Here is an 18,306-nt window from a genome sequence, read left to right as displayed (position 1 = left end):
TTAGGAACTTTTCAGTTTCGGGGCCAAATTACGCCTTGAATTACGCTTTAGATCACGCTAAAAAGCAGGGCCACCAGGGAAATAGCCAAACAGGTGCCGAGGCTGACATAGCTAAGCCAAATAATTTGATTGGCTCTGCGCTGAGCCTCAGCCAGCATCAGGTTGGCTTTGTCTTTGGCCTCTAGCTCCAGGCGCACCATCTTGGCATCCCACTCCTGGCTGGCCGAGAGGTAGCGGTAGTCGAGGTCGCTGAGGCTTTTGTGGGCAGCCCATTGCAGGGCATCCTGCAGAGCCTGACCCATCAGCAGCCGCGAGTCATCCTGATAACTGGAAGCAACCCAGGCTTGCAGCATGACCGCGTAGGGGCGCTGCTGGGCCAGACAGTGGCTCAGCCAGGACTGGTTAAAGATCTCGGCGTAGATCGGGTTGGTGACCCGCAAGCAGCCCGCCTGCTCGATCGCAATACCCGACAGCTTTAGCTCCGCCTGGTCGGGGCTGCCGTCGATGGCAATGCTGCCCTGGCTCAGCAGCCGCTGGTGCAGGCTGAGCAGTCGGCCCGATCGCTGCTCGTCGGCCAGCAGGCGATCGCGGATGGTGCGCAAATGTTCGGGGTCGTCCTGGGCTTCCCAGTGGTGGATGAGGCGCGATCGCACCAGCCGCTCTACCGCTCTGGCCTCCGCACCTTCAGCGATCGGCTCAGCCCCGCAGGTGGCCTGCAGCAGCCCGCAGAGTTTTTGGGTTAAAAACGGCTGTCCGCCAGTCCAGTGCAGGACTTCGGCCAGCAGGTGCCGGGGGCGCTGGGCCAGGGCGGTCAGCCCCGCCGCCAGGGGTTCGGCCTCATCCAATGTGAAGCCGCTGAGGGAAATGGCTCTGCCCACGTTAAACGGCGTTTGGTGCTCCTCCGCCACCAGATCGCGCGGAGTTGCCACCCCAAACAAGGCCCAGTTAAGCCGCCGGTAGATGGGGTTTTCGGCCCGCTGATTGTAGCAGAAGCGCACCAGCCCAAAAAAATCTCCTACCCCAAAGCTCAGTCCCTTGACGCCGTCAATTTCGTCTAAAAAAATGAACAATGGGTAGTCGGCTTCAAGCCCTAAAAGAACGGTCTCAATCCAGTAGCTGAGCTTTTGCACAGGCGGCAGCGGCCCCAGCCCGTGCCACCAGGCAGGCAAATCCTCTCCATCGAGCAGGCCAAACTTGCGCCGCAGATCAAAGGCCAGCCCCAGGTACCACTGCTCTGGGGTAATGTGCTGGCTGCCGATGCGGGTCATATCGATCGCCGCACAGCGCCCCACGCCCTCGGTCTCTAGCCGCTGACGGGTGCGCAGCCGCAGGCTCGACTTGCCCATCTGCCGCGAGGTCAGCACGTAGCACAGCTCTCCCCGCCGCAGCGATCGATGCAGTGTGCGATCGGCCTCCCGCTCGATATAGGTAGGATCATCGGCGGCGAGGCTGCCGCCCACCCGGTATTCAACCATAGGCCGGGCTCGATGAGGCGGGCAAAAACGCCAGAAAATACTGGCGATACAGCTCACAGCTGGGGGTGGCCAAATTTTTTTGCAGGGTAATCAGGCCCAGGTTTTCCAGTCGGTAGGCCGTAATCGGCTCCAGCGCCACTGGCTCAGCAGATTCGATCACCCGGCGAAAGGCCGCCTGGAGGCTGGGTTGGGGGTAGAGCGCCGCCAGCAGTTCCCGCAGATGGTCGCCGTAGATGCCCGACTGAGTGGGAGCTTCTTCGAGCAGCTGCTCGAAGCTGGCGCTGCCCTGGGCCAGGGCGTAGAGGGCCAGCCGCACCAGCCCTGGCCGACAGCTCACCACCCGCAGCAGCGCCAGAAGTTTTTCGGCCCCCCGGCTGCCTTCGGCCCAGGCCAGGCGATGGCGGTGGGCCAGTTCCTGCACTTGCTCTACGGTAAAGGGCGGCAGGGGAATGGCCAGCCCAACGTTAAAGGGCGACTGGTGTAGTTGCAGCGGCACGTAGACCTCCGTCGCGTGGGCCAAAATCCACCGAATTCGGCTCCACGCCTCGATTTCGCGGGCATCTTCGTACCACGATCGCAGCAGCGGCAAAAATTCTGAAGAGAGGTCAGGATACTGAAACAGCTCGTTGACTTCGTCGAGGGCAATCACCAGGGGAGCGTCGATCAGGGGTAAAACGGCATCCTCCAGGTAGGCGGTACAGCTCACCTTACTGCCAATGTCCCGATTCCAAACGCGATCCAAGTCGGCCTCAAGCCCAATCTGGTGGCCAATGTTGGCGCAAAACCAGCGCAAAAACCGATCTAAATCCGTGAAGGTTGCGCGATCGGCCCGGTGCAGGCTGAGGGTAACGCAGCGCATGTGGTGGGTCTGGGCATGGGCCACCAGCCGCCGGAGCAGGGAGGTTTTGCCCATCTGGCGCGGAGCCTTGAGGCGAATCAAGCTGCCCGGCTTCAGCAGGTTAGCCTGGGCCTGGGCCTCGATGGGAGGGCGCTCAATATAGAACGGAGAATTTAAAGGCACAGGTCCGTTCGGCAATTCCCACTCTGGCCCAGGGCGAGGCGATCTCTGGGGATCGGGGGCTAAGGAGCTAGGGGATTCTGGCAGGCTGACCATAGCCGTTGGCGGTAGAGACTGATGGCGGGCGTAGCGTTCTAGTACCGCTCGAATGTTGCTCTTAGAGACCTTTTGGTTGAGCGATTCGGAAAGACTCTGCCACAGCCGAAAGCCCACATCGCGAATGTAGCTGTGATCGTAGCCGCAGCTTTCGGCAATTTCGGCATAGGTCTTACCCTCCCACACGTGGCTAAAAACCGTTTCTTGCAGGTTGCTGAAGGTGCGGCCCGGCAGCAGTTGATCCAGTAGGGCCAGAGCTTCATCGGCACGCATAGCAGTGGAAAAAGACACTGACGCTATCATAGCGGACTGGCCTGGGGGGCAATTCCTGGGCCGCCAGCCGGTGGGTCAGGGGGAGAAAACGCTGTAAGGTCGGCACAGCCTTCGTCACGTTAGTCAGGACAATGGGAGACTTGAGAACGCTCAAACGCTCGAACGCTGGCTCTGGGAAATGTCCTAACCTACCCGTCGGCTGCGATATCCCTAGGGCTGCGATAGCGGGGGCGTCACTGGCTGGCAGCGATTGGAGGCTGACAGCGGTTGAACAGGGGCAGCGGCTCTAGCGGGGCGGCGGCCCACAGCAGCTTGGCGGAGCGCCCCCCATAGTCCAGGTCAGAGGAGTCGGGCAGGCTCCGGGCGAAGGCAAGCTGTATAGGAGCAGCGGCCAGGGTCGCGGGGGTTCGGTTCAGGCAGTTCGCCAGCACCAGCAGCGGCGTGATCGCTGCCATTACGGTCAAAAGAGTCCGGTGGGTTAAGCCTGACGGCCTCTGTACCACCAAGGCACAGCTCTGGTAGGGCAGGGGCGAACCCAGCCCAGGGCCAGACGAGGGAAAGGGCGAGGGGAGATTGGAATTACCCATGGCTAGCACCAGTGAAAGGGCAGGGTGGCAAAGTGAGCAGGGTGGCGAAACAGGGGATACCCAGGGCGCTATTTGGGGCGCTTAGCGAGGGGCCGAGGGGTGCTGCCGTCGGGCCGGGGCAGGTAGGGGGGAGCCTCTAGGGCCTGCCAGGGAAACTCCACCGGGCGATCGTAGCGGGCAAAGGCAATCACATCGTTGACCATGTGGTTGAGGCGCTCTGCTTCCTCCAGAGCCAGGGCCAGCCGCTGGCGGGCGATCTGGGGCAGAGGCATGCGGTGGCACAGCCGCAGGCCGTTGATAATTACAGTGAGCGGGCTGCGCATGTCGTGCACGAGACCAGCGGTGTTTTCGCCAATTTCTGCCAGGTAGAGCAGATACTGCGGGCTGTAGGCGATGGACGACACCTCAGCGGGCAGACGCCGTTCTGGCTTGCCCGATGGCGGCCCAGGGACCGGATCGCCGCCGGTTGTCCAGGGGGAGGCAAAGCCAGGAACCCTGGGTGACTGACCTGAATGCGAGGGCATAGCAGTTTTCCTGTAACGAAGGTGGAGAAGTGGGGTTGAGGCGGCGCAGAAGGGACGCTAAGGCTCCCCTACGCCGCCTTGGACAGCGCTTCCCACAGCGCAGCCTGGGTGTGGGCACCGCTATAGCGGCGTCCGTTGATAAAAAAGGTGGGCGTGTCGACCACTCCGCTGGCGCGTCCGCTGGCGACATCGGCCTGCACCCTACCGACAAAGCGATCGCCCGTTACCTCGCGCAAAAACTGGGTCACATCCAGCCCCAAATCGAGGGCGTACTCAACCAGGTAGCCGTTTCCCAGGGCGTGCTGGCGGGTATATAGGTAGTCGTGCATGGGCCAAAATTTACCCTGACTGGCCGCCGCTTCGACCGCTTCGGCGGCGTGCTGAGCATGGGGATGCACGTCGCTGCGGGGAAAGTGCCGAAACACAAAGCAAATTTGGTCGCCCATTCGCTCCAGCAATTTCGTCAATAGGGGATAGGCCAGACCGCAGTTGGGGCACTGGTAATCGCCGTACTGCACCAGGGTAAGGGCGGCCGTGGGGGACCCCCACCAGTGGTCTTGGGAGCTAATGGGCCGCGTCAGAGTAGAGACAGGAAGCATCATAGTGGTCGTAAATGAGGGCGGATGCGGCTGACTCAAGCCGGTTGAGAATCCCAAAGACTGCCTGGGGCGGACAATGCACCAGAATCGCCGGGTGTTCATGGCAGAATCCCGCTCCGGTCTGGCTAGCCGCCCACCCCAGCCACGTTGCCCCTAGTGCACCTCGCTGTCGGGAAACGCCATTACCCGCCCTGTGCCCACGGCAACAACGACATCGTAGGTGGCACAGTAGGCAAAGGTGGTGTCAGTGGCTTTGTTGTACAGGTTTACCACCATGCCCGCTCCGCCGGGCTGCACCGAGATCGGTTCTAAATCGCCAAAAAAGAACCGCCGCAGCTGATCGCCACCGCCAAACTGACCCTTGTGCTCCTGCACAAAGGCGACCTGCTGGGCAGCGGTAAGCCCGGTGGAGTCGGGCATATCCTCGGCCCTCACAGGGGTGATGGCGGCGGCAGACAGCAGACCCGCGATCAGCAGAGAGGCAACAGCTAGACCTTTTCCCTTAGGCACGATGGCCGTGAAAGATTGGGGCCTGACCATTGCGACATTGGTTAACATCAGATTAAGATTCATGGTGGGTTATCCATTAAACTACGGGAAGAGGATGTCCGTACTTTATGGGTTGCGCCCCCCCTTGTCGCGTCTCGCAAGACTAAGATTGCGCCTCGCCTTTTGACCAGCTGTCATCCTGGCCAAAAGGCCAGGTAGCCATCTCTGGGCCAACTTTTCTCCAGCCATCTGACCAGCGCCCTATTCCCTCTCAGCGCCAGCACAACCGCGATCGCCCCTGCGCTCGGTTTGCTTGTGCGGCCCCATATCGGCCAGCTTTAGCGCACAATTAAAGCTACTTCACTTCCCTGGCGTCATGGTTCAGAATCTCAAGTTTGATGCGGTCAGCGATCGCCTGCCGCCCCAAAATATCGAGGCTGAGGAGGCCATTCTGGGCGGCATTCTGCTGGACCCCGAAGCCATTGGCCGGGTGATGGAGATTCTGGTGCCGGACGCCTTTTACACAGGGGCTCACCGCGACATTTATCGGGCCGCCCTGGCCCTGCACGCCAAGGGGCAGCCAACCGACCTGATGACGATCGCCGTGTGGCTCAAAGACAACGGCAAGCTGGAGCAGGTGGGGGGGCAAACTCGGCTGGCTCAGCTGGTCGATCGCACCGTCAGCGCCGCCAACATCGACCAGTACGCCACCCTGGTGATGGACAAATACACCCGCCGAATGCTGATTCAGACCGGCGGCGAGATCGCTCAATTGGGCTACGACACCACCCTGCCCCTGGAAAACGTGCTGGATCAGTCAGAGCAGCGGCTGTTTGGCATCACCCAGGTGCGACCCCAGGGCGGGCTGACGGCCACCTCAGATATTTTGATCGACACGTTTTCGGAAATCGAGCAGCGATCGCTCGGTGTCGTGCTGCCCGGCATTCCCTGCGGCTTCTACGACCTCGACGCTATGACCCAGGGTTTTCAGCGATCGGACCTGATTATCGCCGCTGCCAGGCCGTCCATGGGAAAGTGCCTGAGTGCTGATGCCCAGATTGTGCTGGCCGACGGTAGCCTTAAGACCATCGGCGATATCTACCGGCAGCAAACCGCCTCCCTATTCACGCTGGGAGATGACTGGCGGTTGCGGCTTACCCAACCCAGCGCCTATGTAGACGATGGCCTTAAGCCTGTGTTTCGGGTAAGGACGCGGTCGGGGAGAGAGATTGAGACGACCTTGAGCCACCCTTACCTAACTATTCAGGGCTGGCGACCCCTAGCAGAGCTGACGGTAGGCAAAAAAATTGCCGTTCCCAGAACGCTGCCCGTGTTTGGCACCGAGCTTCTCCCTGAGCACCAGGTCAAACTGCTGGCCTACCTGATTGGGGATGGTTGCCTGACCGGTGCCTCGCCGCAGTTTACCAACGAAAATCCTCACATTCAGGGCGATTTCACCGCAGCTGCTTTGCAATTTCGCGGGGTGAAAGTTCGTCTGGAAACCTCCCAGGGCACCCGAACCCCCAGCCTCTACATCACCGCCGATGGCGAGGAGATACAGCGTGCCCGCACTAGTTTTGGTCAATCCCTACGAGCCTTGATCAAAGCCAGCGGCCATCCAGCCCGGTGGTTTGCCCAAGCGCTGGGGGTAGCCCCTAGCCTGGTGACGCTGTGGCAGCAGGGGGAGTGCGCGCCTAGTCTAGATACCTTTGAACGGCTCTGCCAGCTGCTCCAGGTGGTCCCAGAGGAGCTGGCTCCGGGCGGTCTCCCGACCATTCGCTGGATGAGCCAGAATACCGTTACCCTCTGGCTACAAAAACAGCAGCTCTGGGGCAAATCAGCCCATCAAAAAACGGTTCCAGAGGCTGTGTTTCGGCTTGACAGATCGCTTCTGTCTCTCTTTCTCAATCGCCTTTTTGCCACCGATGGTTGGGCTACGGTGCTGGCCAGTGGCCAAGCCCAGATTGGCTTCGCCACGGTTAGCGAAACCTTAGCCCGACAAGTTCAGCACCTACTGCTGCGGTTTGGAATTTTGTCTCAGTTGAGAGCTCGCGCTGTCAAGTATCAGGGTGGTTGTCGCCCGGCCTGGCAGATCGATATTACCGATGCGCGATCGATTAAAACCTTCAGCCAGGACATTGGTATATTCGGCAAAGAAGCCGCGCTGGCCAAGGTCGAAGCGGCTTTGGCCAACCGCCGCTACCAGACCAACCGCGATCTGATTCCGGTCGAAATTTGGGATACCCTCCGCGTTGCTAAGGGTGACGAATCCTGGGTGTCTCTGGCCACCCGAGCCGGATTTCAGAGCACCAGCAATATCCATGTCGGTAAACGGGCTCCAACCCGCGATCGCCTCTTTGCCCTGGCCACTGCCCTAGAGCACCCAGAACTTCAGCAGATTGCCACCAGCGACGTGTACTGGGATGAGATTGTCGCTATCGAACCCCAGGGGCATAAACAGGTCTACGACCTTACTATTCCCGATACCCACAACTTTGTCGCCAACGATATCTGCGTCCACAACACTAGCTTTGTACTCAATATTGCTCGCAATATCGCCGCATTACAGAAGCTGCCGGTCGCCGTCTACAGCTTAGAAATGTCGAAGGTGCAGCTGGTCTATCGCCTGCTCTCCAGCGAGGTGGAAATGGAAAGCAGCCGCCTGCGCACCGGGCGCATTGCCCAAAACGAGTGGGAAAAGCTGGGCCACGCCATCAGCGTGCTCTCCCAGATGCCGATCTTTATCGACGACACCCCCAATATTTCGGTGACTGAAATTCGCTCCCGCTGTCGCCGCCTCCAGGCGGAGCAGGGCGGTGCCCTGGGGCTAATTTTGATCGACTACCTCCAGCTGATGGAGGGGGCGGGCGACAACCGGGTGCAGGAACTCTCGAAGATGACGCGATCGCTCAAGGGTCTGGCCCGCGAGCTAAACGTGCCGATTATTGCCCTCTCCCAGCTCAGTCGGGGGGTCGAGTCGCGCACTAACAAGCGCCCAATGATGAGTGACCTGCGGGAATCTGGCGCGATCGAGCAGGACGCTGACCTAATCATGATGCTCTACCGCGAAGAGTACTACGACCCCGACACCCCCGATCGCGGCATTGCCGAAATCATTCTCACCAAGCACCGCAACGGCCCCACGGGCACCGTCAAGCTGCTGTTCGAGCCGCAGTTCACCCGCTTTCGCAACCTGGCTACACCGGGCCTGTGATCCCCCCGCAAAATCCCCCTTGCAAAATCATCAGCGCCATCGGCAGCATCCCCATCCTGCGCTACAACGTATATGCCCCAGTCCGTGCATTATGCTCTGAGGAGAGGTAATCTGGCTGGAGCAACGCAACCTTAGGAGGATACTATGGGTCAACTCATCAACTTTCAGCGACCCGATGGCCAGACTTGCAGGGGGTACTACACCGAACCGGCCAGCGGCAGCAGCGCCCCCGGCATCGTGGTAATTCAAGAATGGTGGGGCCTCAACGACCAGATCAAAGGCGTGGCCGATCAGCTTGTGCAGCAGGGCTACCGGGTGCTGGTGCCCGACCTCTACAAAGGCGAGGTTACGGTCGAAGCCGCCGAGGCCGAGCACCTGATGAATGACCTCGACTTTGGCGATGCCGCTACCCAAAACATACGCGGGGCCGTGCAGCACCTCCAGGCCAGCAGCCCCAGGGTGGCGGAGATGGGCTATTGCATGGGCGGCGCGCTCACCGTGCTGGCAGCGGTGCATGTCCCCGAAGCCGATGTGGCGGTGTGCTGGTACGGGGTGCCCCCGGTCGAGGCCGCCGATACCCGCACGATTTCGATTCCCTTTCAGGGCCACTTCGCCGAACAGGATGAGTTCTTTTCGCCTGATCAGGTGAAGGCGTTTGAAGCCCGCCTGAAGGAGGGCGGCGTGAACTACGAACTCTACTGGTACAACGCCCATCACGCCTTTGGCAACGAAAATAACGACATTTACGATCCTGAGGCCACTAAGCTGGCCTGGGAGCGATCGCTAGCTTTTCTCGCCAAACATTTGGCCTAGGGGAGCGAGCCGCCGCCCGGCGGCGGGAAGCAGAGCGGAAGAACCCTTTGCTGCAAAAGACAACTAATTAGTTATATAGTGAATAAAGGATCGCTTCCCGTCAGTCTTTATTTGCATGGAGCTTTGCGTCATGGCTAAATCGCTACTTTTTCGCCAGCTCTTCGACGCAGATTCGTCAACCTACACCTACCTGCTAGCTGACCCCGTCTCTAAAGAAGCCGTGCTGATTGACCCCGTGTTTGAGCAGCATCTGCGCGATCGCGCCCTGATCGAAGAACTCGGCCTCAGCCTAATAGCCACCCTAGACACCCACTGCCACGCCGACCACGTCACCGGCGCGTGGCTGATGCAGCAGGCAGTAGGCTCGAAAATTGGCATCTCGGGCCGCTATGGGGATATGGTTCAGGGAGCCAACTACCTGCTCGATCATGGGGATAGGGTTGCCTTTGGCGATCGCACCCTTGAAATCCGTGCCACCCCCGGCCACACCGACGGCTGCATTACCTACGTGCTAGACGACCATTCCATGGCCTTTACCGGCGACTGTCTGCTCATCCGTGGCGCGGGCCGCTGCGACTTTCAGCAGGGGAATGCCCACACGATGTATGCTTCCATCACCGAGCAAATCTTTAGCCTGCCCGACTACTGCATGATCTGGCCCGCCCACGACTACAGCGGCCGCACCGCCTCCTCCGTGGGCGAAGAAAAAGCCTACAATCCCCGCATTGGCGGCCAGGCCGACGAAACCGACTTTGTTGGCTACATGGAAAACCTGGGCCTGCCCCATCCTAAAAAAATCGACATCGCCATTCCCGCCAACTGCCTCTGCGGCAGACCTGAAGATGGCAAAATGCCCACCATTGCCGACTGGGGGCCAGTGCGCCTCACCTACGGGGGCGTCAAAGAGATCGATCCCCAGTGGGTGGCCGAAAATCTCGGCCAGGTGCACATGCTTGACGTGCGCGCCCCGGAGGAGTTCAACGCTGAACTCGGCCACATCGGGAATGCTCAACTGGTTCCCCTGGGCGAACTGGAAGGGCGAGTCAGCGAAATTCCCACCCACCAGCCCTTAGTGGCGGTATGCAAGTCGGGACGGCGATCGGCCCAGGCCACCGTGATTCTCAAAAAACAGGGATTGAAAGAGGCGGCTAGCCTGCGCGGCGGCATGCTGAGCTGGAATGAGGCCAACCTGCCCGTCGAGAAGGCTTAGATTCGTCAGCGCTATAGGTTGCACCGACGAACTCAACTCCGAAGCGGGCTACCGCCCAGACGGTGCCTCGGTTCGGCACGTCATACCGCATCGGGATCAAGGCCCTGCTGATGCAGGCGGGCGGCTAGGCGAGCGGCTCGCTGGCGCTCTGTAGCAGCCGACAGGTAGGTTAGGACATTTCTCAGAGCCAGCGTTCGAGCGTTCTCAACGTCTCTCACTGTCCTAACTAACGTGACGAGAGCTCTAGAGGGGTTGGCCCAGCCGCTCGCCAGAGCATACGCATAATTATGTCAATAATTATGTCAGCCTGGATTGTTGCCCGCTGTGAATCAGCATAGTGCGATCGCCAGCTTTAAAAGCAAAAAGCCCCCCATTTCTGGAGGGTTTTCGCAATCGGAGCGGCGGGATTTGAACCCACGACCCCCACTACCCCAAAGTGGTGCGCTACCAAGCTGCGCTACGCCCCGGTCTGCTTTAATTGTGCTTACCTAGAGTAACACAGAGAGCGTTTAAGTACTCCGGTAAAACTAGAAAATCAGCTTTTGGGTCTCTCACGGTACTAAAACAGAGTCACATGGTGGATAGCCTGGATGAGCTGTTGGGCAGCGCCTACCTCCCATTCACCTTCGCAGCGCCGACCCGATGCCAGAATAAACCTAAGTTTGTAGGCGTCAGGAAACCCTTCTGCCTCTAGCCATAGCCCATCGGCTTCGGCTTCACAGCTAAGACGCTCCGCCTCCATGAGTTCGCTGGCGATCGCCGCCATAGCCTGGCTAATTTCTATAGCGAGCCGCCGAAAGGTGTGGAACTCAGCTTCAGTTAGCTCAACGGCCCAGCTGGCGCCTGCCAGCAGGCCCTTGTAGCACGGTGCAGCGGCATCCCACCCCAGTCGCCAACCTTCACCTTCTTTGGTAAACCGCTGACCTGCGGCGGCGGGGCAGTCCATTCGACCCTATTCACCGATAATTTCAGGCTGGGTCAATTCATCAGACATCTCAATGATGGCCCGCAGCACCGGCTTCATCTTGGGGTCTTCGTAGTTTTCAAAGTCTTCAAAGCGTCGCCGCTGGGCTCGGTTAGCCACCTGCACTGTAATGCGATAGCGGTTTGAAGCCGCCCGAATCAGGTCCTCGGTGCGTCGCATAACTTGGGTGCTGTCAAAGGGAGAACGCTTAACCATAACAACCTGAATAAATAACTTAAGCTTCCATACTACCAAGAATTTCAGATGCCACTGAAATATGGCTCTGCGCGCTGGTCTCAGCCACTCTCGCTACCAACAGGCCTGATTTTAAGGGGGCAGGGCGTTTACGGCTGGTTTTGCAGCCGATGTTTGAGTCGAGTGGGGTCGCCTTCGTCCAGTACTTGACCTTCCTCCAGCAAGAAGGCGCGATCGCAGTAGTCGAGCTCCACCAATCTATGGGTCACCCACAGGGCCGTTAGCCCACGCCCTTTGACTAAATCCCTCACCCGCTTCACCAGGTCGATCTGGCTATCGGGATCGAGCAGAGCGGTGGGTTCGTCGAGCAACAATACGTGGCAATGACGGGCGATCGCCCCTGCGATCGCCACGCGCTGCTTTTGTCCACCGCTCAGGGCATAGATAGGTCGCCGCTTCAGGTCCAGCAAATTAATGGCCGCCAAAGCGTCATCTACCCGATTGCGAATTTCTGCTAGGGAAAGGTGCTCGTCCACCAGCCCAAAGGCCACATCGGCCCCCACGGTGGGCATCACCAGCTGATGGTCGGGGTTTTGAAAGACAAATCCCACGGGCTGCTCAATAGCCCACTGTCCCCCTTGGGGTTGCAGCAGCCCTCCTAAAATCTTTAGGAGGGTTGACTTGCCGCTGCCGTTATTGCCCAGCAGCATGCAGAATTCGCCAGCCTGAACCTCCAGGGAGCAACCCTGGAGCACTGACTGCCCAGAGGGCCACTCAAATTGCAAGTTGCTGACTCGAATGGCTGCAGAGCGCTCGAGTATACGATTGTCGCCAGACACTAATTTTGTTTTCCTAAAAAATGACCTATTGATCACTGCTCAGGGCAAAGAAGCCAGGCGGGCGACCCGACGCCGTGGCCGTACCGCTTTTCTCAAAGATTTGCACCGCCGCTATCTCCCCGCCCAAAATGCTGATGCGCTTGTGGGGCTGCTGGTCACAGGTGATTTCAACTAACTGTGCGCTACTACTGCGTAATCCCTCTGCAATTGAGTTATAGAGAGCCTCTGCCTCACCCTGGTCTTTCTTTTGCACAGAAAGGGGCATAGCCGTGTGCTTCAGCGTTAACTCGATCGTGAACATAGTCGAATACTACCCAATAAAATTTTAGTGATTCAGGCCGTTTTAATCAGGCACAGTCCTATATATAGAGTGTAAAGGGTCCATACCCTTGTTTTGATCAAGACAGAGAACGCGCCCGATGTTTTTAGGGGATTCAGTAGAGGCAAAGGGCGTTAAAGCAGGAATGGGCAAAACTCCGCATCAAAAAGTAAGTATAAATGCCTATTCAATCCGTTAGAACCTGGAGGTTATATGAGTCTCCAATCTAGCTTCCCCAAAAATACCCACTATAATGATAGCTACGGTAAAGAATAGTAAACACTACTCATAATCTGCGATCCCTTGGCTTGACTTTGGGTCGGTTAATGGGTTTCAGGTTAGCAGTAGCGCAATCATCTTCCGTGTATATACCTTGTTGTCAATTAGTTACGGAGATTCGCGTATGACCATAGCAATGGGACGCGCGCAAACCCAGCGAGGATGGTTCGACGTCCTTGACGACTGGCTAAAGCGCGATCGCTTTGTGTTTATCGGGTGGTCCGGGATTTTGCTGTTTCCCTGCGCCTTTCTGGCGGTGGGGGGTTGGCTGACGGGCACCACCTTCGTCACCTCCTGGTACACCCACGGCCTGGCGTCGTCGTACCTGGAAGGGGCCAACTTTTTAACCGTCGCCGTATCGACGCCAGCCAACAGCCTGGGCCACTCCCTGCTGCTGCTGTGGGGTCCCGAGGCCCAGGGCGATTTTGTGCGCTGGTGCCAACTGGGCGGCCTGTGGACCTTTGTGGCGCTGCACGGCGTGTTCGGCCTGATTGGCTTTATGCTGCGTCAGTTTGAAGTCGCCCGCCTGGTCGGTCTGCGGCCCTACAACGCCATCGCCTTCTCGGCGCCAATCGCGGTATTCGTCAGCGTCTTTCTGATGTACCCCCTGGGCCAGTCGAGCTGGTTTTTTGCCCCCAGCTTTGGCGTAGCGGCCATTTTCCGCTTCCTGCTGTTTTTGCAGGGCTTCCACAACTGGACGCTGAACCCCTTTCACATGATGGGGGTAGCGGGCGTGCTGGGTGGGGCGCTGCTGTGCGCCATCCACGGGGCCACCGTTGAAAACACCCTGTTCAAAGATGGCGAGAACGCCAACACCTTCCGCGCTTTCGAGCCGACCCAGGCTGAAGAGACCTATTCGATGGTGACCGCAAACCGATTCTGGTCTCAGATTTTCGGGATTGCGTTCTCCAACAAGCGCTGGCTGCACTTCTTCATGCTGTTTGTGCCGGTGACGGGTCTGTGGATGAGTGCGGTGGGCATTGTGGGTCTAGGGTTGAACCTGCGGGCTTACGACTTTGTGTCCCAGGAGATTCGGGCGGCGGAAGACCCCGAGTTTGAGACCTTCTACACCAAGAACATCTTGCTGAACGAAGGCATTCGCGCCTGGATGGCCCCCACCGACCAGCCCCATGAGAAGTTTGTATTCCCCGAAGAGGTACTCCCCCGTGGTAACGCCCTGTAAGGGATTTGCAACTGTCAGCTTGAATTAGTCAATTCAGATGTTTCATTTAGAGAGGTGCCCAGCGCCTCTCTTTTTTTTGAGCCGCATAGCTTTATAGAAAAAATCTCAAGTTTTATTGATTTCTTAAAGCCCCATCGGCTTAAAGCACAAAGCCCCTGGGGCCGATCGATGATGCCTCATATCCGAGGCAACGCCACAACTCCAATTGAGACAGACATGAAGCCAAAATCGAGCCATCTAGAGTCATCTCTGCGGCACAGAAAACGTCTGGTTAAGAAACTGCCCGAAATCACCGCTTTATTCTGGATCATAAAGCTGCTAACCACGGGAATGGGCGAAACAACCTCAGATTATTTAGCCCACCAGATGAACCCAGTTTTTGCCGTGGCGCTGGGTGGTATTGGATTGTTCATTGCGCTATTTCTACAGTTTTCGGCGCGCCGATATATTCCCTGGGTGTATTGGTTAGCCATTGTTATGGTGGCAATCTTTGGCACAATGGTTGCCGATGCTATTCATGTTGGCTTAGGTATTTCGTATCTTCTATCAACTGCAGGTTTTTCTGTAGTGCTGGGCAGCATTTTTGCGGTTTGGTATATGAGTGAAAAGACGCTGTCTATTCACCGCATTCACACCTTTCGGCGCGAGCTATTTTACTGGGCTACGGTGATGGCTACCTTTGCCCTGGGCACAGCCGCAGGCGACATGACCGCCTCCACACTCAATTTAGGCTATTTAACATCGGGATTGCTGTTTGCCCTGCTCTTTTCTCTGCCCGCCGTAGCATACTGGCGCTCAGGGCTAAACAAAATTGCCACCTTTTGGCTGGCCTACATTTTGACTAGGCCCCTCGGCGCATCCCTGGCGGATTGGATAGGCAGACCGCAGGACCTGGGGGGAGTAGGGTTTGGCACAGGGCATATAAGCCTCATCTTGGGGATTTTAATTGCGGCTTTGGTGGCCTATTCCACCTACAGCCAAGCCGGGGTAGCGGGTGCGGTAAACCCTAAATCGGAATGACTCTGCGATTGCTGTTGCCTTTAGCCTGACACCAGCGGCATCCGCTAGCAGAAGCTAATAGACTGCGGCACAAGTGTGGCGACTATTGCCAATCGCGAGGGAGCAAGGGAGCTAGGGAACCAAGCGCTGGAATAGTCGGCATATTTCAGCCTTCGAGTACTAGCCCGGCATCGCCTGCCCGGCAGCCCTTAAACTTTGCTCAGTACTTCGTCGCCCTTGGCTTTGCTGCCGGGCACGATCGCAGCCGGGGCGCGATTAATGCCGGGCAGCAGGTTTTCGACCAGCGTGTGGCTTTCTTCGAGCAGGTAGTTTAAAAACGTCTGGGAGACCACTGAGAGCTGCTTGCCCGCCAGGTGGGCCACATACCAGTGGCGATCGATGGGAAAGTGATCGACATCGAGAATGGCAAACTCGCCGCTGGTGCCCTCGGAGATGATGGTGTGCAGCGACAGTACTGAAATACCCAGGCGCCCTGCGATCGCCTGCTTGATTGCCTCGTTGCTGCCCAACTCCAGGCGCACCCTGACGTTGATATCGTGCTCGGTAAACAGCTTTTGCACTGCCTGGCGGGTGCCCGATCCTGGCTCACGCATAATGAACTGCTCACCGTTGAGGGCCTCAATAGGCGATCGCGGCTGACCGACCAGGGGGTGATCTTGGGGACCCAGCACCACCAAAGGATTTTCGAGAAAAGGATAAATCTTCAGGTCGGGCTGCTCGGGCGGGGTGCTGATGATGTAGAGATCGTCGTCGTTGTTGGCCATGCGCTCTTGAATTTGCTGGTGGTTGGTGACCTTCAGCGAAATATCAATGCCGGGAAAGCGCTGGCAAAACGGCCCCAGCAGCCGGGGCACAAAGTATTTTGCCGTTGTGATCACGGCCAGCCGCAGCTGCCCCTGCTTTAGCCCCTTCAGGTCAGAGACAGCCATTTCAAACTGGTCGAGGCCGTCAAAAATTTCTTGGCAGGTCTCCAGCAGCTTTTGCCCCGCCTGGGTCAGGTAGAGGCGCTTGCCAATCTGCTCGAACAGGGGCAGCCCCACCGCCTTAGTCAGCTGTTTCACCTGAATCGATACCGTTGGCTGGGTCAGGTAGAGTTCTTCGGCGGCGCGGGTAAAGCTGCCGTGGCGGGCAGTTGCTTCAAAAACCTTGAGCTGGTGGAGCGTGGCGTGAATCAACGAACTACCTCCCCGGTGGGCGACGGAGTACTTACATAGACGCTATTCTATCAAATCGGGATGACTTAGTCTGCTTTTTCTATGAATGCACGGCAGATAACCTATCTCGGTAGGTAAGTCACTCCGCCAGACACCCGATCCCATGCCCCAAAAGCTGACACACCTACCACCCCATCACCCCATCACCCCATCACCCCATCACTCCCTCTCCCCCATCACCCCATCACCCCATCACCCCATCACCCCATCACCCCCTCTCCCCCTCTCCCCTACCCGCCCGTTTTAATCGTGTCGATCTTCCGCACGAACAGGTCTGAGAAGATGGTAATAACTCGCCGGGGCCGGGTTTTGATATTCGCGCTCAGGGACATGCCTGACTGAAGCTGCACCGGCTTGCCGTCGATGGCAATCATCTGATCGCCCAGGGTGACCTCCGCCGGAAAGCGGTAGTTGGGATTGATCTGATCCGGCGGCAGCGCATCGGAGCCGATGTGGGTAAGGGTGCCCTTGACATCGCCAAACTCGCTGTAGGGAAACGAGTCAATCCGCACATCCACATCCATGCCTTCGTGCACAAAGCCAATGTCGCGGTTGGTGATAAACACCCGCGCCACCAGCGCATCGGTGGGCACAATTTCAAGAATCGGTTCGGTGGAGTTGGCCACATAGCCGGGCTGGTTGGCCTTGAGGTTAAAGACCGTACCGCTGACCGGAGCGCGCAGCTCTTGATAGGTCAGGGTTTGCTGGAGCTGCGCCATCTGGCTATCTAGCTCTTTCAGCTGCTTTTCATTTTCCAGGATGGTTTTGGTCAGCTGGCTGTCGATGGTGGCAATCTGGTTGTTGTTGGCCGCAATGCGCTGTTGCAGGTCGTCCTGAGAGGCCATGGCGGTATTGCGGGACTTTTCCTGGGCCTGGACAATTTGCAGGTCTAGCCGCTGGGCCTCTTCCTCCAGGCGGTTGACCTCGGTCTGGCGGTTGTTCACCTCCTGATCCTGCTGTAGGTACTGAATTTCGCCAATTCCACCGGCCTCATACAGGGGTTTGATGCGCGCCAGGATTTTTTGATTGACCGCCAGGGCATCGCGGGCATTGACGAGCTGAACCTGGGTTTCGGTCCGCTGGCGGCGGAGCTGTTCTACCTCCAAATTGGCGATGCTGAGGCGCGAGTTCAGCTCAGCGGTAGAGGCGCGCAGGCGATCGCGCTGGGCCGGGGGCAAGGCTTCTCCGGTGGCATCTCCCGCCAGCTGCGCCCGGTAGAGGGCGTTTTCGGCCACCAGGGCGGCGCGGTTGCTGGTCAGCTGAGCGAGTTCCGGAGCAATATCGACCGGAGCACTGGCGTCAATTTTGTCGGCCAGCTGCCCTTTGTAGTAGGCATTTTCTTCCTGCAGCTTGGCGCGAATGCTCTTTAGCGAATCCAGCTGCGCCTGGGTGGTCTCGGGGTCGAACCGCAGCAGCGGGTCGCCCGCCTTCACCGCTTGCCCCTCGGTGACCATCACTTCCTCGACCACGCCTCCCACCGGAGCCTGCACCGGCTGCACCATACCCTTTGGCTCTAGCTTGCCCTGGGCCGGAATCGCCTCCTCGAACTTGGCCAGGCAGGCCCAGGCCAGGGTAAACGCAGTGACCCCGACCAGGGTCCACACCACCGCCCGCGACCACCGGGGCGACTGGCGCAAAATCACCGGCTTGTCAAACTGCACCTGCTGCCGCGAGGGCTGGTTGGAAAGCACTGCGTCGCCGTTTTTGTCGGGGCTGGGTGGTGGGGTAGGGGGAATGCTATTGATGCGAACCATGGCTTTGGGGGTGGGTGAGTGGATGGGTGGATGGGGATGGGTAGATACTGTGTTGGCCCGAGATCGTCAAGGGACAGCCAAGGCCGATTTTTGGGGTTTCAGCTTTTCAGGATCGTAGAGTTGACCTGAGGACAACACGCCGTAGACGATACGAATGAGCTTGTGCATAGCAGCGCCGATAATCGCCATTTTGGTTTTGCCCGCCGCCGGCGGAAATGCTGCTGGGCACGGGCCTGGGTTA

At 58.4% G+C, this 18,306-nt stretch carries 17 protein-coding genes and 1 tRNA gene; 5 read left to right on the top strand and 13 right to left on the bottom strand.

The genetic code is table 11. The features are described from left to right. Positions 1-47 precede the first annotated feature (47 nt). The 6 genes from LEPTO7104_RS0121020 to LEPTO7104_RS0120995 all read right to left on the bottom strand — a co-directional run bounded on the left by LEPTO7104_RS0121020 (position 48) and on the right by LEPTO7104_RS0120995 (position 5,049). Positions 48-1,475 (bottom strand): AAA-like domain-containing protein, encoded by a 1,428-nt coding sequence (locus LEPTO7104_RS0121020; protein ID WP_017300566.1) that lies wholly within the window; start codon positions 1,473-1,475, stop codon positions 48-50. Further along, positions 1,468-2,862 (bottom strand): AAA-like domain-containing protein, encoded by a 1,395-nt coding sequence (locus LEPTO7104_RS0121015; RefSeq protein WP_017300565.1) that lies wholly within the window; start codon positions 2,860-2,862, stop codon positions 1,468-1,470. Before LEPTO7104_RS0121015 ends, LEPTO7104_RS0121020 begins: the two co-directional genes overlap by 8 nt. 233 nt (positions 2,863-3,095) lie before the next feature. Next, the gene (locus LEPTO7104_RS40310) at positions 3,096-3,449 is read right to left on the bottom strand and encodes a hypothetical protein (protein ID WP_155523721.1); all 354 of its coding nucleotides are present in this window, start codon (positions 3,447-3,449) and stop codon (positions 3,096-3,098) included. A 68-nt stretch (positions 3,450-3,517) separates the two neighbouring features. Then, entirely contained in the window at positions 3,518-3,973 is a 456-nt protein-coding gene (locus LEPTO7104_RS0121005; protein ID WP_083887103.1) for a histidine kinase dimerization/phospho-acceptor domain-containing protein, read from the bottom strand. Positions 3,974-4,041: 68 nt separating this feature from the next. Further along, positions 4,042-4,575, bottom strand: a complete 534-nt coding sequence (locus LEPTO7104_RS0121000; protein WP_017300562.1) for a DsbA family protein — start codon at positions 4,573-4,575, stop codon at positions 4,042-4,044. A gap of 150 nt (positions 4,576-4,725) precedes the next feature. Then, positions 4,726-5,049, bottom strand: coding sequence for a hypothetical protein (locus LEPTO7104_RS0120995; RefSeq protein WP_422879853.1), 324 nt, complete (start codon positions 5,047-5,049; stop codon positions 4,726-4,728). A 388-nt stretch (positions 5,050-5,437) separates the two neighbouring features. Here LEPTO7104_RS0120995 and dnaB point away from each other — a divergent pair, with 388 nt between their 5' ends. The 3 genes from dnaB (at position 5,438) to LEPTO7104_RS0120980 (ending at position 10,298) form a co-directional block, all read left to right on the top strand. Continuing rightward, positions 5,438-8,275: a replicative DNA helicase gene (dnaB, locus tag LEPTO7104_RS0120990; protein WP_017300560.1), complete on the top strand. Its 2,838-nt coding sequence runs from the start codon at positions 5,438-5,440 to the stop codon at positions 8,273-8,275. Positions 8,276-8,419: 144 nt separating this feature from the next. After that, entirely contained in the window at positions 8,420-9,088 is a 669-nt protein-coding gene (locus LEPTO7104_RS0120985) for a dienelactone hydrolase family protein (protein ID WP_017300559.1), read from the top strand. A 130-nt stretch (positions 9,089-9,218) separates the two neighbouring features. Further along, positions 9,219-10,298, top strand: a complete 1,080-nt coding sequence (locus tag LEPTO7104_RS0120980; protein WP_017300558.1) for an MBL fold metallo-hydrolase — start codon at positions 9,219-9,221, stop codon at positions 10,296-10,298. 393 nt (positions 10,299-10,691) lie between these two features. On the opposite strand, the gene LEPTO7104_RS0120975 is transcribed toward LEPTO7104_RS0120980, so the two are convergent. The 5 genes from LEPTO7104_RS0120975 to LEPTO7104_RS0120955 form a co-directional block, all read right to left on the bottom strand. Further along, positions 10,692-10,765: transfer RNA gene (locus tag LEPTO7104_RS0120975), tRNA-Pro, on the bottom strand. 92 nt (positions 10,766-10,857) lie between these two features. Continuing rightward, entirely contained in the window at positions 10,858-11,244 is a 387-nt protein-coding gene (locus tag LEPTO7104_RS0120970; RefSeq protein WP_017300557.1) for a DUF1818 family protein, read from the bottom strand. Between the two features lie 6 nt (positions 11,245-11,250). Then, positions 11,251-11,478 carry a DNA-directed RNA polymerase subunit omega gene (locus LEPTO7104_RS0120965; RefSeq protein ID WP_026072917.1) on the bottom strand — a complete coding sequence of 76 codons (228 nt, stop codon included), beginning with the start codon at positions 11,476-11,478 and terminating at the stop codon, positions 11,251-11,253. 128 nt (positions 11,479-11,606) lie between these two features. Then, complete coding sequence (locus LEPTO7104_RS0120960; protein WP_017300555.1) at positions 11,607-12,296, bottom strand: energy-coupling factor ABC transporter ATP-binding protein; 690 nt, start codon at positions 12,294-12,296, stop codon at positions 11,607-11,609. 25 nt (positions 12,297-12,321) lie between these two features. Beyond that, on the bottom strand, positions 12,322-12,597 hold the full coding sequence (locus LEPTO7104_RS0120955; protein WP_017300554.1) for a UPF0367 protein family: 276 nt from the start codon (positions 12,595-12,597) through the stop codon (positions 12,322-12,324). Between the two features lie 421 nt (positions 12,598-13,018). Between LEPTO7104_RS0120955 and psbD the strand changes: the two genes are divergently transcribed. Further along, positions 13,019-14,077, top strand: a complete 1,059-nt coding sequence (psbD, locus tag LEPTO7104_RS0120950; protein WP_026072380.1) for a photosystem II D2 protein (photosystem q(a) protein) — start codon at positions 13,019-13,021, stop codon at positions 14,075-14,077. 54 nt (positions 14,078-14,131) lie between these two features. Next, positions 14,132-15,097: a COG4705 family protein gene (locus LEPTO7104_RS0120945; protein ID WP_264308713.1), complete on the top strand. Its 966-nt coding sequence runs from the start codon at positions 14,132-14,134 to the stop codon at positions 15,095-15,097. Positions 15,098-15,285: 188 nt separating this feature from the next. Here LEPTO7104_RS0120945 and LEPTO7104_RS0120940 read toward each other — a convergent pair whose 3' ends face one another. Together LEPTO7104_RS0120940 and LEPTO7104_RS34740 are read right to left on the bottom strand one after the other, a co-directional pair. Then, entirely contained in the window at positions 15,286-16,272 is a 987-nt protein-coding gene (locus tag LEPTO7104_RS0120940; protein ID WP_017300552.1) for a LysR family transcriptional regulator, read from the bottom strand. Between the two features lie 269 nt (positions 16,273-16,541). Beyond that, the gene (locus tag LEPTO7104_RS34740) at positions 16,542-18,065 is read right to left on the bottom strand and encodes a beta-barrel domain-containing protein (RefSeq protein WP_017300551.1); all 1,524 of its coding nucleotides are present in this window, start codon (positions 18,063-18,065) and stop codon (positions 16,542-16,544) included. Positions 18,066-18,306: the final 241 nt, after the last annotated feature.

It is taken from the genome of Nodosilinea nodulosa PCC 7104 (assembly GCF_000309385.1).
Lineage (GTDB): Bacteria > Cyanobacteriota > Cyanobacteriia > Phormidesmidales > Phormidesmidaceae > Nodosilinea > Nodosilinea nodulosa.
Note: the sequence above shows the minus strand (reverse complement) of the source record. Positions and strands in the feature narration are given on the sequence as shown.

Bases quoted from the DNA above. Each gene is read 5' to 3' on its own strand.
- LEPTO7104_RS0120955 (WP_017300554.1), bottom strand. From the start codon at position 12,597: ATGTTCACGATCGAGTTAACGCTGAAGCACACGGCTATGCCCCTTTCT.
- dnaB (WP_017300560.1), top strand. From the start codon at position 5,438: ATGGTTCAGAATCTCAAGTTTGATGCGGTCAGCGATCGCCTGCCGCCC.
- LEPTO7104_RS34740 (WP_017300551.1), bottom strand. From the start codon at position 18,065: ATGGTTCGCATCAATAGCATTCCCCCTACCCCACCACCCAGCCCCGAC.
- LEPTO7104_RS0120965 (WP_026072917.1), bottom strand. From the start codon at position 11,478: ATGGTTAAGCGTTCTCCCTTTGACAGCACCCAAGTTATGCGACGCACC.
- LEPTO7104_RS0120985 (WP_017300559.1), top strand. From the start codon at position 8,420: ATGGGTCAACTCATCAACTTTCAGCGACCCGATGGCCAGACTTGCAGG.
- LEPTO7104_RS0120980 (WP_017300558.1), top strand. From the start codon at position 9,219: ATGGCTAAATCGCTACTTTTTCGCCAGCTCTTCGACGCAGATTCGTCA.
- LEPTO7104_RS0121020 (WP_017300566.1), bottom strand. From the start codon at position 1,475: ATGGTTGAATACCGGGTGGGCGGCAGCCTCGCCGCCGATGATCCTACC.
- LEPTO7104_RS0121005 (WP_083887103.1), bottom strand. From the start codon at position 3,973: ATGCCCTCGCATTCAGGTCAGTCACCCAGGGTTCCTGGCTTTGCCTCC.
- psbD (WP_026072380.1), top strand. From the start codon at position 13,019: ATGACCATAGCAATGGGACGCGCGCAAACCCAGCGAGGATGGTTCGAC.
- LEPTO7104_RS40310 (WP_155523721.1), bottom strand. From the start codon at position 3,449: ATGGGTAATTCCAATCTCCCCTCGCCCTTTCCCTCGTCTGGCCCTGGG.
- LEPTO7104_RS0121015 (WP_017300565.1), bottom strand. From the start codon at position 2,862: ATGCGTGCCGATGAAGCTCTGGCCCTACTGGATCAACTGCTGCCGGGC.
- LEPTO7104_RS0120970 (WP_017300557.1), bottom strand. From the start codon at position 11,244: ATGGACTGCCCCGCCGCCGCAGGTCAGCGGTTTACCAAAGAAGGTGAA.
- LEPTO7104_RS0121000 (WP_017300562.1), bottom strand. From the start codon at position 4,575: ATGATGCTTCCTGTCTCTACTCTGACGCGGCCCATTAGCTCCCAAGAC.